The sequence below is a fragment of the Moorena sp. SIOASIH genome (assembly GCF_010671925.1).
In the GTDB taxonomy this organism is placed as follows: Bacteria; Cyanobacteriota; Cyanobacteriia; order Cyanobacteriales; family Coleofasciculaceae; genus Moorena.
Genome location: NZ_JAAHIH010000009.1, coordinates 192,927 through 209,325, shown reverse-complemented (window position 1 = coordinate 209,325; position 16,399 = coordinate 192,927). Strand labels below are relative to the sequence as shown.

Below are 16,399 nucleotides of genomic sequence, written 5' to 3'. Positions count from 1 at the left end.
GGACATTGATACAAGCTCAAAAGCTGTTGTAGTAAACTTTTGCCTCTTGCCTCTTGCCTCTTGCCTTCCCCGTAGCGCTATAGACTGTCTTCCTTTTGGGAAAATCGTTGGGACGCCCCCCTGGCGCAAGCTGGTGGAATTAGTGTTTCGAGCAATTGCCATTGTTCATCGCTTAAATCCGTAGGATATGATTGATTGATTACTTTACTCTCGTTATCTGTCATTTATGGCTATTGACAGCTTATCTTGACAAGAGTTTTTATTTTAGCTCTGAAGTCTGAAACTTTGGCGATCTAGCTTTGCCCGTCACGGGATGCGATCGCTACTATTTTGACTTTTCAGAGATCCTCTAAGTTTATCGGACTTAGCCATTGACAGATAAGCCCAAATGTGATTGAGTAAAGAGAAGCAATCTATGACTTCCCAGCGAGCAGTTTTTCAATGTATAAATCCGAGCAGTAAGTCCTAAGTTGATTGAGCACGGTCTACACAAAAATCCATCAATTAAACTCTTTACAACTAAAAAAAATTTGTTTATATTGCAATAGTGATGTTGATATAACATTGCTCAACCATAAACAAAGTAGTTTTTGTAAATTAGTTGACAATGATTAGTGAATTTCGGAAGAAAAAGCTAGCCAAAGTATTCAATTCAATGGATTCTAATGGCAATGGAGTTCTTAGCAAAGCTGATCTAGAGAAATCTTTTGAATCGACTATTGCGATCCAAGGTCATAAGCCTGGAAGCCCCGAATATCAGAGTGGCTATGACAAGATGGTCACCGAACCCTGGAATGATTTGGCTAAAATGGATAGCAATAACGACGGCAAAATCACTTGGGATGAATTTATAGCTTTCTATGATAAACCAGAAAGTGATCCTGGTTTGAATCAGCTAATTGCTGGGGGTGGAGAACTATTATTTTTGATGGTTGATGCCCATGGTAAGGGTCAAATTAGTCTTCCCGAGTTCACAGCTATGAATTTAGTATGGCAATCTGATCAAGCTCAAGCAGATAAAACGTTTGCCGCACTTGATACCAATGGGGATGGTTCTATCAGTAAAGAAGAGTTTTTAGCCCATGTAAAAACTTTCTTCTTTAGCGATGATCCAAATGCTCCTGGTAATCTCATTTTAGGACCGGTATAATCAATATACCCGTAAGTAAACGCTTAATGAGAATTAGTTGGTTGTCATTACATACGAACTTCAATTCTTTCTAAGCTTAGACCATTTTCCTAAGTCAAGGAACCAAGTGAAGCTTGCTAGTGAAAACAAGCTTCCTTGATTCTTAACTAAGCATCTTATTTGATAATGACTGCACACAGCATTGATGTAACGCATCCTACATTTGAACCTTTAGATAGCATTAAAGTTTTGCAGCTTGGGATTCAAGCGCTCCTAAGGCAGCAGGCAGAAGAGGGTTCTTGGGAAGGGGAAGTTGTTTGGTGTCCTCTGTTGGCAGCCCAGTATGCCCTCATGTCTTACATCACCCAGGTCTCCCTACCGAATCAACGTCAAGAAGCACTGTTGCAGCAGTTTCAGTCTACACGCTTACCCAGTGGACTATGGGGGTTACACGAGAAATCATCACCCTATGTATTTGTCACTAGCCTTGTGTATGTGGCGGCGCGTCTTTTAGGTGTGCCACCGAACAATCAACTCTTGCAGCCAGCGGGGGAATTTATCCGATCTCAGGGGGGTGTCATTTCCATTCCCACCTGGGGCAAGTTTTGGTTGGCCATGTTGAACCTTTACGACTGGTGTGGCGTTAATCCAACTCTACCAGAAGTTTGGCTGCTGCCTAAACAATTACCTATTCATCCCTCAAAATACTATTGCCATACTCGTTTGATTTATCTGGGGATGGCTTATGTATATGGGCGTAAATTTCAAGTGCCTTTGACGCCAATTATCCAAGAGTTGCGCTCAGAACTTTATCTGCAAGAATACAACAAAGTCAACTTTGCCGTTGCCCGGACAATACTGAGATCTCAAGAAGTATACAGTCCTCCTGGTTTTATTCTAAAAGCATTTTATAGCCTAGCAACGGTCTATGATCGTTGGCATTTTCCCAACCTTCGAGAACGAGTCCTCAGCCAGATGCTTGACCAAATTCGTTGGGAACTACAAGCGACCCATTACACTTCTATTTCCCCTGTCAGTGGTCTACTAAATTTAATTGCATTATGGTTACATGATCCCAATGATGTCGATCGACATCAAGCCTTAAAATCTTTTGAGGGTTGGATATGGGAGGATCAGCAACAAGGACTGAGAATCACAGGGGCGCGTAGTAGTACCTGGGATACTAGTTTTGTTGTGCAAGCCTTACAAGCAGCTAGTCCTCATGTAGATGTGGCGAGTCATATAGAGAAAGGAAGAAAATTCCTGGCCAGTCAGCAAATCCGTAAAACATTTCCAAATTTTGCAGAAAACGACCGTATCGATCCCAAGGGCGGATTTTGTTTTGCTGGAGTCTGGCATGGTTGGCCGGTGAGTGACTGTACTGCAGAGGCGTTACTAGCTCTTCTCGAAACCCCTGAGGAAATGATCCCCGAATCTAATTTAGAAGACGCTGTTCATTTCTTACTGCGATGTCAGAATGAGGATGGGGGATTTGGAAGTTATGAGCCACAGAAAATCCCCTCGACATTAGAATGGATCAACCCAGCGGAGATGTTTGCTAACTCGATGACAGAACGATCTTATATCGAGTGTACAGCTTCCTGTCTTGCGGCTTTGGCTCAGTTTCGTTGTCATTACCCCAACAAGCTGGAAAATCAGTTAAAAGCAGTGATTGAACGCGCCCAACTCTGGCTGCGCGGTCAGCAAAGGTTAGATGGTTCCTGGCCTGGTTTCTGGGGAGTCAATTTTATTTATGGCACGATGTTTGGGATGCAAGGTTTGTTGGCTGCGGGAACTCCAACCTACGACCCAGCTATTCGCAGAGCTTGTAATTGGCTCATCGACAAGCAGAAACCCGATGGCGGTTGGGGAGAACATTTCCAGGGATGTTTAACCAAGCAATATGTCGAACATCATGAAAGTCAGGTGATTCAGACCGCTTGGGCATTGAAAGCTTTACTGGAAGCCAAATCTTCAGCATGGGCGGCCATTGAAGCTGGAGTTCAGTTTTTAGCCCAAATGCAGTTAGACAATGGCCAATGGCTCCATCAAGATCCAGCTGGTGTTTTCTTTAGTACTGCTTTACTAGACTATACCCTTTATCGCAGCTATTTCCCTATATGGGCTTTATCTCTATACGAATCCCGTCGTCAAGAAAGGATCACGACGGTTGTACCTTAGTAAGCTGTCACACATCTAAACTGGATATAGCAATCTTATCTGATTCGAGAAAGAAATGGGCTGCTTTAAGGCAGGATGCAGAAGGCAGATGGCAGAAGGCAAGGGAGAAGGAGCGAGTTTTTAAGAAGTGCAGTAATTTTAGGCTCTCCTAGGTTGGCTATTATAAATTAGTAGAAACTAATAAATTAGTAACAAATAAGCGCTATATCCCTTGATAATTAATGTTTTCAGTAATTTAAAATGCGCTTTTTATTTAGGATTGCGATATTATTTTGCTATCGAATAAAATCGCGGCATCCCTTAATTAATCATAAGTAGTTTAACCGTAATAGCTATTTTTTTTATTTGAATGAATAACAGCTTATCCAGAGTGACTAGTTGTGATTATTAAATTACTATGTAAATTATTATATTCGGATAAATTTGATTATTACTACAGGGTAAATTTACAATAAATAAATTTATACATAAAACTAGTAATCATTATGACACTATCAAAAATAGCAACAGAGTTTTTTAAACCAGCAGAAACTGGTATCAAGCCCAATCATCCCAAAACGGATTTTTTAAGTGACTTGGGAATGAACTTGGTTTGGATTTCGCGGTTTATTACTAGAAACGAAAATATTTTCAAGTCTGTTGAAAATGCTATTAATCAAAGAATGCTGGAAACTGTAGATCCAAATGCTGGAGGAATCTATGAAGTTCCCAGTATCTATCCAGAAGATTTAGACGAATTCGATCTGACAAAATTAGCTTCTAGTAATTTTCCAATTGTCATTAAAGGAATCTTTCAAGATTCCTATGCCGTGACAAACTGGTCACTTGATTACCTGAAGGAGCACTACTCAGATGCAGTATTTCCTTGTCTAGAACACAAAGATGATGACAATAAATATGATACTCCCCATTATCAAATTCATACCACAACCCAGCTCACAGTTGCTGAAATTGTCAAAAGCATTCGGACAGGGGTGCGTCGCCACGGTGTTGGTTGTTCATCAATATTTGGAAGCCACCCAAATATTCGCGAAGAGGTGAATTTAAAAGAGATTGAACAAAAATTTGGTTGTCAGGTTTTTCGGGCAGAGTTATTTTTAGCGGGTTCACAAAGCACAACCTACTTTCATTGTGCTGCTGGCGGTAATATGTTTTGTCAGCTTCACGGAGAGAAAAAGTGGGTTTTTGTGGCTCCCTGGCATTCGGCATGGATGTACGCCAATATTGGCCATAGCTCTTCTGGGGCTTACATTGCTTCACCAATCATTACTAAAAAGCAGCAGGAAGATCCCTCACACTATCCCTTATACAACCATGTACCAAAATATGTGGTGAATGTCAGTCCAGGTGATGTTCTTTTCACACCTCCTTGGTGGTGGCATGAGGTGACGAATTTAAGTGAGTCAATTGGTATGCCACTTAGAATTACTCAAGGGGGAAATATTAAGCTCACCAATTTACTTTATAATTTTTTCACTATATTTGGTTCTCCGGTTGTGTTTAAAAGCATGATTAAGGTATTCAGAAAACAAATAAATGTTGATGATAGTTCGGTTGAAGAAGCTTTGCACAATAATGCTAATTTTTATAAAGCCAAGTTCCATTGATCCACGTTAACTGAAACATCTAATACGTTATCGAACATCATTTAAAAAACATTAAAATGCCAGAGACTATTGTAAAAAAAAATCAAACTAATCAAGTAAAAGAGCCACCTCTGGTTCCAGGATTGCCAATATTTGGAAATGCACTAGAATTGACCAGTGATTCAGTTAGATTTTTTGTTAGAAACTATCAAGGTTTAGGTCCAGTTTTTCGTGTTCAAGCTCTGAATCAAAAGTTTATTATCTTTGCTGGCCCAGAGGCTAATCACTTCATGTCACAATTTGGAGATGATTACTTAACTCCTCGTCAAGTGTGGTCTAGGATGATTCCTGAATATGGCACAGACATTCTTATTTCAGCACTGGATGGATCTCAACATCGCAATCTCCGCCAGGTGATGAATCGAGGGTATTCCCGAGAAGCTATTCTGCCCCATTTGCCCCTATTGGTCAAAACCACGGAACAAATGGTAAATCAATGGCAGATTGGGCAACGAATTGAAGTCATTGATGCTATGCGGCAGCTTGTGGTAGAACAGTTAGGTTTAGCCTTAGCTAATCATGGGTCTGCAGATTATTTGCAGGATTTAAGGTTGTTTTTCTGTACGAATCTGAATGTGACGTTTAAGGGCTGGCCCCAAATGGCTCAACGTCTACCCAATTATCTCAAAGCCAAAGCAAGAGTTATCGAATTAGGTCAAGAAATTATTGCAAATCATCGCACTCATCAACCCATCGACCGAGAACGAGATTTTATTGATGATTTACTAGATGCAACGGATGAAAATGGAGAACCGTTTACTGAGGAAGTCCTGGTTGCTCAAGCATTTAGTCTGTTTTTTGCTGGGATGGAAACGTCTGCTAATATTTGCACTTTTATGCTCCTAGCCTTGCTAAGGCATCCAGAAATATTGGAGCGTGTGACTGCGGAAGTGGATGCAGTCTGGACGGAACAAGCCCTCAGTGCATCAGTTCTCAGAGAAATGAAATCTCTCCATGCCACTGCCATGGAAACCTTGCGAATGTACCCCATTACTTTGGCAGTACCTCGGACAGCAAAACAGGCGTTTGAATTTGCTGGATACTTCGTGGCAGAAAAAGAGCGCGTTTTGGTTGCCACCACCGTTTCCCATTTTCTACCACAGTTTTTTCCAGATCCCTATACTTTTGACATTGATCGCTATCGCGAACCCCGAAACGAGCATGATCAGGCCGGTGCTTATGCCCCATTTGGCTTAGGCGCTCACATCTGCTTGGGCAAAGGAATGGCTGAAATTCAAATTATGACCATAATAGCAACGTTATTGACCCGAGTCAGATTGGCAATTGACCCGCCCACTTACAAACTCAAGACTATCTACAATCCCAATCCTTGTCCTAAAAACTTCTGGGTGCGGCTGATCGAGCGTCGTCATTAAGAATGTTTTGGTTCGTATTTGATCCGATGTCGTTACTACCGATAATTGTCACAAATCCAAGTCATAATTAATCTATGATAGAAAAAATTACAATTGACGCAAGCAGGGAAACGAATCAGAAGCTTAAACCGCCTCTTGTTCCGGGACTTCCATTATTGGGAAATGCCCTGAGAATGACCAATAATTTTGTTGGTTTCTTAGTTAAAAATTACCAGCAGTTTGGTTCTATTTTCCGAGTCAAAGTACCAAACCAATCTTTTACAATTCTGGCTGGTCCAGAAGGTAACGTTTTTATGTCCCAAGTGGGTGATAACTACTTAACCTTGTCTGAAATATGGAAAAGCTATTCTCAAGAATACGGTACGGATATTTTTATTTCCCGGATGGAAGGATCAGCCCATCGTCATCTTCGCCAGATTATGAATCGAGGGTATTCCCGGGAAGCCATCCTGCCCTATTTGCCCCTTTTAGTAGAAACAACTGAACAAATGGTAAATCAATGGCAGATTGGACAACGGATCAAAGTCATTGATGCCATACGGCAGCTTGTGGTTAGGCAATTAGGTCTAACCTTTGCTAATTATGAACCTGACGATTATTTTCAGGATTTGCGACATTTTTTTTGTACTAATATCAATGTTGCATTCAAAGGCTGGTCAGAAAAAGCGCTGGGTCGCCAAGGTTATTTGAAAGCAAAAGCACGAGTGATGGAACTGGCTAGAAAGCTGATTACTCACCATCCTGCGGTTCCACCGATCAACCGAGAACGAAATTTTATTGATGATTTGTTAGAAGCAACGGACGAAAATGGACAACCTTTTTCAGAAGCCGCCCTAATTCCTCAAGTGCTGAGTCCTTTTTTAGGGGGGATGGAAACCACAGCCAACATCTGTACTTTTATGATCTTTGCCTTGTTGAAAAATCTAGAGGTGTTGGAGCGTGTTACCGCTGAAGTCAATGCAGTTTTGGCAAAACAACCCTTGAGTGCATCGGCTCTGAGAGAGATGAAATCTCTGCATGGTGCGGCAATGGAAACGTTACGGATGTATCCTTCTAGCCCAGTTTTGCCCCGATCAGTCAAACAGTCATTTCAATTTGCTGGGTATTCTGTCGAACGGGGAGAACAAGTCATGGTTGCAACCAGTGTCTCCCACTTTTTAGACCAATTTTTTCCAAATCCCTATACTTTTGACATCGATCGCTATCGCGAACCCCGAAACGAGCATCATCAGCCCGGTGCCTATGCCCCATTTGGTTTGGGTGCTCATGTTTGTCTTGCTAAAGGAATGACTGAAATTCAAATCATGACCATCATGGCTACATTATTGAGGCGTGTGAAATTGCACATTGATCCCCCTAGCTACAAGCTTAAGACGGTCTACAATCCCAATCCCTGTCCTAAGAATTTCTGGGTACAGGTTGTGGAACGTCATCACTAATGATGAGTCAGGGATAACATCAGCTGTCAATTTACCTCTATCAAACAGATCTTAGCTCAATGAATTATAAAAATCACTCTCACAATGATGCCCTAAAAGTTCTTGAGGAAACCAGCCGAACTTTTTATATTCCAATCATTCGTCTTCCACCACACTTGCAAGAAGCCGTTGCATCTGCCTATTTGTGTATGAGAGCAATCGATGAAATTGAAGACCATGGGGAATTAGATAACGGGACAAAATCATTTTTATTGCATCGGGTGAGCGAAACATTGCAAGAAGGAACAGATCAGTTTCATCTAGGGGCATTCTCAGAACTGAAGCTTTACCAAGGTATTCTTCCGGAAGTCACTCTCCGAATTCAGGAATGGGCTTTACTCGCTCCACAAAATATTTGGCCACGAATTTGGGACACAACGGCAGCTATGGCAGACAGAATGGCTTATTGGGCCGATAGAAACTGGACAATTAATACAGAAGCCGATCTAAACCGGTATACCTTTAGCGTAGCGGGTGCTGTGGGATTATTACTTTCAGAATTGTGGTCGTGGTATGACAATACTCAAACTAATCGAATTGAGGCGATTGGATTTGGTCGAGGGTTACAAGCGGTGAACATTCTTCGGAACCATGCTGAAGACTTAAACCGTGGGGTTGATTTTTTCCCAGAAGGTTGGGAGCAAGCTCAGATGCTGACCTATGCCCGTCGAAATCTTGCCCTAGCTGATGCTTATTCCCATACTCTTGGTCAAGGACCAGCATTGGATTTTTGTAGTATTCCACTGGCACTCGCCCATGCAACTCTGGATATTTTATCCCAGGGAAAAGAAAAACTAAGTCGTACTGATGTCATTAAAATTATTGCAGAAATTGCTCATCCAAAACAATCGCTTACTGCTAGGTAAAAAAAACAGAACAAATTAAATTTTAAAGAAAAAAAAACTCATCTTATATAAATCAAATTTTAACTATTATTTATTACCTTGACCTGTGGAAATAAATCTCAACATTAACAACTTCAATAGTTTCAAGTTAAAATTATAACTCAACAGGAGATCCTGAACGATGGTTTTACCTAATGGTCCTAAAACTCCAGGTTGGTTACAAACCTTACAATGGAATATAGATTGTATCGAGTATGCAGAAACCGCAGCTCAACGTTATGGTGATATTTTCACGGGTAAATTTTGGTTTAATGCCGAACCGGCTGTTGTGATTGGCGATCCTCGAGCTGTAGAACAGATTTTTACAAAGTTGACCTCGTATTTCGATCCCTTTATTGGTGAAAGCCGTGATTTAATTCGACCTTTAGTAGGGGATTATTCTTTATTAACCTTGCAAGATCGGAATCATTATCAACGCCATCGCAAATTATTAATGCCTCATTTTCATGGAGAGCGGCTACAAAGTTATGGTCAAAAAATCTGTCAAGTAACCCAAGAATTCATGCAAGAATTAACTCCAGGAACAGCCTTTGATGCCTGTGATGTCATGGGAGATATCTCAATGGAGTCTATGTTCCAGGTTGTGTTTGGTTTAGAGAAAGGAAGCACTTCATCCCGGTTAAAACAGTTATTTATTGATTTACTGGACTACATCACTTCTCCAGGAAAAGGTATTTTTATGTATTTACCTTTTTTGCAAAAGGATCTGGGTGCTTGGAGTCCCTGGGGATATTTTAAGGGAGTGAAAGCAGAAATTGACCAGGTTTTGTACCAAGAAATTGCTCATCGTCGTCAGAATCTTGACTCGGATAGGGATGATATTCTGACTATGCTATTAACAGCCCATGATGAAGAGGGTCAGCCCATGACCGATGAAGAAATTCATTCCGAACTACTCACCTTCTTAACCAGTGGCTATAAGCCGATTGCGATGGCCACCGCTTGGGCATTGTATTGGGTTCACCGAACACCACCAGTCCATCAAAAACTACTGAATCACTTGAGTCAATTGGGTGAAAATCCCAATTCTATGAGTTTAGCCCAACACCCCTATCTCAAAGCGGTTTGCCAAGAAACAATGCGGATCAATCCGATTGTCCCAATCATATCCCCTCAAAAAGTTAAATCTCCAGTAGAGGTGATGGGATACCAACTAGAGCCGGGGTGGATTGTTATTCCTTGTAATTATCTGATTCATCATCGTGAAGATTTATACCCCGAACACGACCAGTTTAAACCAGAGCGCTTTCTAGAACGAGACTATTCTGCTTACGAATATGTTCCGTTTGGACCAGGTATGCGTCGCTGTCTCGGTTCAGAGTTTGCCTATTTTGAAATGAAACTGGTTCTGGGTACAATTCTGTCTCACTACAACTTGGAATTAGTGGAAACGGCTCGACCGCTAAAACCCAAGGTGAAAGGCTTCGTTGTTGCACCTGACCAAGGGGTAAAAATGGTGTTCAAGGGTCAACGTCATTGCCAATCTCTCCCAGCTGAAGCTTTGGTGAGTTGATGAGGTTGATCTTTAACAAAGTAGGGGGAGTTTGAGGGGGCGAAATTCCCCCACCTGGCCGTAGGCCACGCTACGCGAACGTCCAGGTGGGGGATGGATAGCCCTCTCAAATACCAGAGATCTGTTTTCTGACCCAGCTCTCTATGTATTCTCCAACGCTTACCCCGGAGTCTTTAGCTGCTAACTGCAACCACTTCCAAGTCGTATCTGTTAGCCAGATTCCGTGTTGTCTTTTTAGCTCGTCATAATGAGCGGGCGCGCCCCTCATTCTTTTCTGAGGTTTTTTCCTTTTTGTGGTTGACATTTGTATTTACCATCAACTATACTAAAAGTATAGCAAGCAAAGAATAAAAAATTCAAGGAGGTGATTCCATTTATGGCGACTCTCAGACAGACATTTCGTCTATATCCCAATAAAACAGCTACATCAAAAATGTTTTATGCGAGAAAACTGCACCAGTTGCTTTACAACGCCGGGATAGCTGAACGCCGTTATGAGTGGAAAGTAAACAAAAAGTCTATAGGATATTTTTATCAGCAAAACTGTTTGCCTGATTTCAAAAAATGCTGGCCGGAATATAAGGAGTTATATAGTACGTCTTTGCAAGCTACTCTAAAGAGAGTAGACCTAGCTTATAATCGGTTCTTTCAAGGATTAGGTGGAATCCCAAAATATAAGCCAATTCGGAACTACTCCGGATGGACTTACCCTAGTAAAGCTGGCTGGAAAGTGAATACTGACGGGAAGCATGGGACTTTGACACTGAACGACCTCGGTCTCACTATAAAGATGCGTGGGCAGGCAAAGTTTTGGGGAACACCAACAACCTTAACAATTACTTACAAGCCTAGTGTAAACGCTTGGTATGCTTCAATAACTGTCAAAGCAGAAACCCCTGATACTAAATATGGTTCAGAATCTGATTTGACGTACGAGAAGATCGTAGCCTATGACCTGGGGACTGAGACAGCAATCACAGCCTTCAATGGCAGCGAGTTCGAGGAGATAGCTAACCAGCGTTTTACTAAAACTCTAGAGCCTAAAGTGAAGGCAGCCGGGAAAGAAAAACGTAGAAAGCAAGCTCCTAATTTCAAAAAAGGCATAAAGGTGTCTAAGCGTTGGAAAAAAGCCAACAAAAAGGAATCCCAGTTAAAAAGGAAAGTTGGCTTGGCGCGCAAAGACTGGCAACACAAGGTTACGTCAGATCTATCTAGTCGTTATGACATCGGCGTAACTGAAAAGCTCAACACGAAAGGGATGACCCGAAAAGCAAAAAAAGGGTCAAAAAGAAAGAAGCAAAAAGCTGGATTGAACAAAGCCATTCTAGATGTAGGATTTGGTACTCTCAATAAAATGCTGACCTACAAAATTGAACTCAAAGGCGGAATTGTCCTTCAGTTACCAAGTAGACAGCTAAAACCATCTCAGCGCTGTCCAAAATGTGGAAAAGTTCACAAAGAATGGGCTGAACTATCGAATAGATACCACACCTGTGATGCTTGCGGGTTTGAACTTGATAGAGACAAGACAAGCACAATGGTGATGTTCAATGCAGCTAATGGAAAACAGCCGGGGTACGGAACTGACCTCGACAAACGTGGATTTTCTAGCTCTACCTCAAAGGCCAGTAAGCACACTGGATCGATGAGGCAACTGGGAAAGATGAAGCGTCAAAAATCACGCTCATCAGACGGGTCTGCTGATACCCCGTCCTCGTCCAGGGCGGGGTAGTTCATCAAATTATCTTTCAGCACAATCAGGGGCTAATATCAAGTCCGGTTGAATACCCATAATAAAAGTTTATCAAAGGCAGAGGGCAGAAGGCAGCTATGCTGAAGTAAAAGAGTAATGTTTCATTGAAGTTGGTTTTTTATAACTCATTATCCGGACATGATATAAACCATGACAATTTTAGTAACGGGAGCCAGCGGCCATTTGGGAGCCAATCTCATTCGTCGCTTGCTGAAGCAGGGTGAACAGGTACGGGTTCTAGAATGGGAGTCTGATCGTAGTTTGGCAATTGAGGGCTTGGACTTAGAGCGAGTGTCTGGGGACTTGAGAGATTGGCCTGCAGTTGTCAAAGCAGTTCGGGGATGCGATCGCATTTATCACTGTGCGGCAAAAGTTTCTACTCTCCATGGCAATGCTAGTTTCAAACAAGAAATCTACGATTGCAACGTCCTGGGAACGATCCATATATTGCGGGCAGCCCTGGAAGGGGGCGTGTCTCGTGTTGTCGTGACTAGCTCGGGCTTTGCCCTTGGCAAGCTGCTCCATAAAGCCAGTGACGAAACGGTTCCCTTCCATCCTTTTGCACCCCATTCTCCCTATGAATTGACGAAAGTTTTTGTAGAACACGAGTGTTTAAAGGCATTTGCCGACGGCCTGGATGTGGTGATTGCGATACCTTGGGTGATAGTCGGTCCCAACGACTTCCAACCTTCTCCCTTGGGAAAAACCCTAATCAATTTTGCCAATGGAAAGCTACCTGCCTATATGACAGGAGGTGCCGAGTTTGTAGCGATGAACGATATTGTTTCTGGGCACATTCTGGCGATGGAAAAGGGACGGGCAGGACAAAAGTATAGCTTCAGCACTCAATTCCTAACTATGGATGAAATGATGACCATTTACGAGGATGTCACGGGACGCCCTCGTCCTCGTCTTCGCTTACCAGTGTCAGCCTCCCTGGGAATGGCAAAAATAACGGATGCGTTGTTTAATTCATTTTTTCCGAATATGTCACGGGCTCTCAATGCAACAGATTTGAGGATTTTAGAGACTCGTCTGAGAACGGATTGCCGTAAGGCAATTTACGAGCTAGGGTATCAACCCACCTCCATTAAACAGGCAGTTCGCGAAGCCTACGAAGACTTTTTGCGTAGGGGTTTGATTGAAAATCCCACCCCCAAACCCAAATTACAGGCTCAATCATTACTTTAGTTTTTATATAAAAATCTTAAAAAAAATATTAAAACACTAACTATATTATTTAACGATTAATGTCAACCTGGGATTATATAAAAGATATTGTTGTTGTTGGGTCGGGCGCAGGGGGCATGACAGCTGCACTGGTGGCAGGCGATCGCCAAAATCAGGCGATCGTACTAGAAAAATCCTCAGTATATGGGGGTTCTACAGCTCTATCAGGTGGGGGAATTTGGGTTCCGTGCAATCATCTCATGGCTGAAGCAGGGATTGATGATTCTCCTGAAGAAGCTCTCGCTTATATGCAAGCCGTTACCCAATCTCAGGTAGCAGAAGAACGGTTGCAAGCCTATGTCGATAGAGCTGCAACTCTGGTCGAATATCTGGAGAAAAATTCCCACGTACGCTTTGAAATTTTACCCGGCCTTTCGGATTATTATGCAGAACATTACGGCTGCAAGCAAGAAGGAGGACGGACCTTAATTGCCAAACCCCTCCATCGAGATCAGCTTGGCATCATAGCCAAAGACCTACGCCGACCTCATCCACAAACTCTAATTTGGGGTCGGATTACGGTCACTCCTCAGGAAGCCAGCCAGATGGTCAATTCTTCTTTGCAAGGAAGATTAAATGCTGCCTATATTCTCAGTCAATATTTTTTAAATCCTCGACGCTTGCTTGCTCCACATGATTCTAGATTAACAATGGGAAACGCCCTGATTGGTCGATTGCGTTTGTCTCTTGTTGACCACAATATTCCGGTTTGGCTCAACACACCAGTACAACAACTTGTGATTGAAAACAATACGGTTGTCGGCGTGAAAGCCGAAAAAAACGGCAAAACAATCGCGATTCGCGCCAAGAAAGGGGTAATACTGGCCAGTGGTGGTTTTGCTCGGAACAAGTTAATGCGATCGCAGTATCAACGCCATCCTATTTCTGACCGATGGACGGCTGCCAACCCAGATAATATGGGGGATGGAATTCCTATGGGAATGAGCGTTGGAGCTGAATGCGAACTAATGGAAGAAGCCTGGTGGACGCCCACAAGCGTTGTACCCGGAACCCAATACGCTTATGTACTCATTATTGAGAAATCCTTACCGGGCAGCGTGATCGTCAATAACCAAGGGAAACGCTTCGCGAATGAAGCCGAGCCCTATATTGATGTTGTCAAAAAAATGTACGAATCCGATAGCATTCCCGCATTTTTTGTTTTCGATCGCCGGTTTCGCAATAAATACCCAACTGGCCCGCTAATGCCCGGTTTGACCCCTAAAAAATATATCGATAAGGGCTATATTCAGGTAGCAAATACAATTGAAGAATTGGCAAAAAAATGTGGCATTGAACCCCTTGGGTTAATAGAAACAATCCGAAAAATGAATCAGTACGCCGTAACGGGTCGAGACTTTGATTTTCATAGAGGAGATAAAAGTTATGACCGTTACTATGGCGATGCCAGAGTCAAGCCTAATCCTTGTTTGGGTGCAATCGATCGCCCGCCTTTTTATGCGGTTAAAGTCTTTCCAGGAGATTTGGGAACCAAAGGAGGCTTAAAAACTGACGTGAATGCTCGTGTACTCAGAAAAGATGGTTCGGCGATCGCGGGACTTTATGCTATTGGAAATGTTTCGGCTTCTGTCATGGGCGATACCTATCCTGGAGGGGGAGCAACAATTGGCCCTGCAATGACATTTGGCTATATCGCTGCCTGCCATGCAACGCAAGATGCGTAGCAAAACTTTTAATCAGCCTTCAATTAACCTTTAATGAACCGTTCAATTAACTAACAGATTAAAAACATTATTAACCATCGTTATGGCCACAACTTATACCCCCTCCCACCCGACCAAGAAATATCCTCCCAGATTGAGTCATGGACTTCCTTATCTTGGCCATGCTTTAGAATTTGCTCGCGATCCGGTGGGATTGCTGCACAAAGGACGACAACAGTTTGGCGATATTTTTTCCTTTTATCTGATCGGAAAACAAGTCACCGTACTTACCGGACCCAATGCCAATCAAGCTTTTTTCAAGGCTCCCGACCACCAACTCAGCGCTAGGGAAGCCTACAAATTTACGATTCCGATTTTTGGCAAAGGCATTGCCTATGATGCCAGTCCCGAAATTATGAGCGAACAGATAGGGTTTGTTTTTCCTGCACTACGGGAGGAGCGAATGCGAACCTATGCTCAGTTCATGGCTCAAGAAGCACAGGCATACTTTGATTCTTGGGGAAGTTCTGGAGAGATAGACCTGCTTTCCGCCTGTAATGAGCTGACAATTTTTATTGCGGGTCGTTGTCTAATTGGTGAAGAGTTCCGCACCCATCTCACAACTGAGTTTGCCCACTTGTACCATGACATAGAAGGCGCACTCCACCTCCTGGGCTTTTTCTGGCCTTATTTACCCCTGCCTTCTTTCAAGCGCCGGGACAAAGCTCGCATTCGCATGGTGGAATTAATTGCCGAGATCGTTGCCAATCGACGCAACCAAGGCATAGAGACAGAAGACTTCCTACAAACCTTGATCGCAGCTCAATATTCTGATGGTACTGCCTTATCGGAAGATAATATTACAGGCTTATTACTTACCCTGTTGTTTGCCGGACAGCATACTAGTGCTGTATTAGCAGCTTGGACGGGCATATTGTTGTTACAACATCCTCAGTATCTTCCGACAATTTTACAGGAGCAAAAACAGGTTTTTGGGGAAAATCCAGAAATGTCCCTCACGGCGCTGGGTCGATTGTCTGATTTGGAAAGTGCGATTCGAGAAGCCGAACGGATGCGTCCGCCACTGGTCATGCTGATGCGACAAATTTTAGAGGATTTTGAGTATGAAGAATATACAATGCCAGCGGGGGGTTTAGTCATGGTTTCATCGGCGGTCTCCCATAGGATAGCTGAAGTGTTTCCAAATCCTGATCGCTACGATCCCAGCCGTTTTGCTCCCGGACGAGAGGAACACAGACAGCATAGATATGCTCTGATTGGATTTGGCGGTGGACGACACCGCTGTATTGGTGAGGCGTTTGCTTATCAGCAAGTTAAAGTCATTTGGAGCATTCTCTTACAGCAATTTGATTTGGAGTTGGTTCAAGGCAGCTACGAGCCAAACTATACAACTTGGGTTGTAGGGCCACGGCAACCCTGTTTAGTGCGTTATCAGCGCAAGTAAGTCTCTAATGCTTGTTAATTTCAATCGAAAAGACTATGAACTGATGAATAAAACAATCG

General features: G+C 42.8%; 11 protein-coding genes. All 11 read left to right on the top strand.

The window, feature by feature from the left end; translation table 11 throughout:
- Positions 1 to 607 precede the first annotated feature (607 nt).
- Positions 608 to 1,150: an EF-hand domain-containing protein gene (locus F6J90_RS40390; RefSeq protein WP_293107631.1), complete on the top strand. Its 543-nt coding sequence runs from the start codon at positions 608 to 610 to the stop codon at positions 1,148 to 1,150.
- Between the two features lie 165 nt (positions 1,151 to 1,315).
- Positions 1,316 to 3,310 carry a prenyltransferase/squalene oxidase repeat-containing protein gene (locus tag F6J90_RS40385; RefSeq protein ID WP_293107629.1) on the top strand — a complete coding sequence of 665 codons (1,995 nt, stop codon included), beginning with the start codon at positions 1,316 to 1,318 and terminating at the stop codon, positions 3,308 to 3,310.
- Positions 3,311 to 3,795: 485 nt separating this feature from the next.
- The gene (locus F6J90_RS40380) at positions 3,796 to 4,917 is read left to right on the top strand and encodes a cupin-like domain-containing protein (protein WP_293107627.1); all 1,122 of its coding nucleotides are present in this window, start codon (positions 3,796 to 3,798) and stop codon (positions 4,915 to 4,917) included.
- Between the two features lie 56 nt (positions 4,918 to 4,973).
- Positions 4,974 to 6,332 (top strand): cytochrome P450, encoded by a 1,359-nt coding sequence (locus F6J90_RS40375; protein WP_293107625.1) that lies wholly within the window; start codon positions 4,974 to 4,976, stop codon positions 6,330 to 6,332.
- Between the two features lie 74 nt (positions 6,333 to 6,406).
- Positions 6,407 to 7,771 carry a cytochrome P450 gene (locus F6J90_RS40370; protein WP_293107623.1) on the top strand — a complete coding sequence of 455 codons (1,365 nt, stop codon included), beginning with the start codon at positions 6,407 to 6,409 and terminating at the stop codon, positions 7,769 to 7,771.
- A gap of 59 nt (positions 7,772 to 7,830) precedes the next feature.
- On the top strand, positions 7,831 to 8,676 hold the full coding sequence (locus tag F6J90_RS40365; RefSeq protein WP_293107620.1) for a phytoene/squalene synthase family protein: 846 nt from the start codon (positions 7,831 to 7,833) through the stop codon (positions 8,674 to 8,676).
- A 160-nt stretch (positions 8,677 to 8,836) separates the two neighbouring features.
- Positions 8,837 to 10,228, top strand: coding sequence for a cytochrome P450 (locus F6J90_RS40360; protein ID WP_293107617.1), 1,392 nt, complete (start codon positions 8,837 to 8,839; stop codon positions 10,226 to 10,228).
- Between the two features lie 376 nt (positions 10,229 to 10,604).
- Positions 10,605 to 11,960, top strand: coding sequence for a transposase (locus F6J90_RS40355; RefSeq protein WP_293107615.1), 1,356 nt, complete (start codon positions 10,605 to 10,607; stop codon positions 11,958 to 11,960).
- A 171-nt stretch (positions 11,961 to 12,131) separates the two neighbouring features.
- Positions 12,132 to 13,172 carry an SDR family NAD(P)-dependent oxidoreductase gene (locus F6J90_RS40350; RefSeq protein ID WP_293107612.1) on the top strand — a complete coding sequence of 347 codons (1,041 nt, stop codon included), beginning with the start codon at positions 12,132 to 12,134 and terminating at the stop codon, positions 13,170 to 13,172.
- Positions 13,173 to 13,231: 59 nt separating this feature from the next.
- Positions 13,232 to 14,896 (top strand): FAD-dependent oxidoreductase, encoded by a 1,665-nt coding sequence (locus tag F6J90_RS40345; RefSeq protein ID WP_293107610.1) that lies wholly within the window; start codon positions 13,232 to 13,234, stop codon positions 14,894 to 14,896.
- A gap of 82 nt (positions 14,897 to 14,978) precedes the next feature.
- Positions 14,979 to 16,340, top strand: a complete 1,362-nt coding sequence (locus F6J90_RS40340) for a cytochrome P450 (RefSeq protein WP_293107608.1) — start codon at positions 14,979 to 14,981, stop codon at positions 16,338 to 16,340.
- Positions 16,341 to 16,399 lie beyond the last annotated feature (59 nt).

Excerpts from the sequence above, each read along its gene's own strand:
- F6J90_RS40385 (WP_293107629.1), top strand. The coding sequence starts at position 1,316 with ATGACTGCACACAGCATTGATGTAACGCATCCTACATTTGAACCTTTA.
- F6J90_RS40370 (WP_293107623.1), top strand. The coding sequence starts at position 6,407 with ATGATAGAAAAAATTACAATTGACGCAAGCAGGGAAACGAATCAGAAG.
- F6J90_RS40375 (WP_293107625.1), top strand. The coding sequence starts at position 4,974 with ATGCCAGAGACTATTGTAAAAAAAAATCAAACTAATCAAGTAAAAGAG.
- F6J90_RS40350 (WP_293107612.1), top strand. The coding sequence starts at position 12,132 with ATGACAATTTTAGTAACGGGAGCCAGCGGCCATTTGGGAGCCAATCTC.
- F6J90_RS40345 (WP_293107610.1), top strand. The coding sequence starts at position 13,232 with ATGTCAACCTGGGATTATATAAAAGATATTGTTGTTGTTGGGTCGGGC.
- F6J90_RS40380 (WP_293107627.1), top strand. The coding sequence starts at position 3,796 with ATGACACTATCAAAAATAGCAACAGAGTTTTTTAAACCAGCAGAAACT.
- F6J90_RS40365 (WP_293107620.1), top strand. The coding sequence starts at position 7,831 with ATGAATTATAAAAATCACTCTCACAATGATGCCCTAAAAGTTCTTGAG.
- F6J90_RS40355 (WP_293107615.1), top strand. The coding sequence starts at position 10,605 with ATGGCGACTCTCAGACAGACATTTCGTCTATATCCCAATAAAACAGCT.
- F6J90_RS40340 (WP_293107608.1), top strand. The coding sequence starts at position 14,979 with ATGGCCACAACTTATACCCCCTCCCACCCGACCAAGAAATATCCTCCC.
- F6J90_RS40390 (WP_293107631.1), top strand. The coding sequence starts at position 608 with ATGATTAGTGAATTTCGGAAGAAAAAGCTAGCCAAAGTATTCAATTCA.
- F6J90_RS40360 (WP_293107617.1), top strand. The coding sequence starts at position 8,837 with ATGGTTTTACCTAATGGTCCTAAAACTCCAGGTTGGTTACAAACCTTA.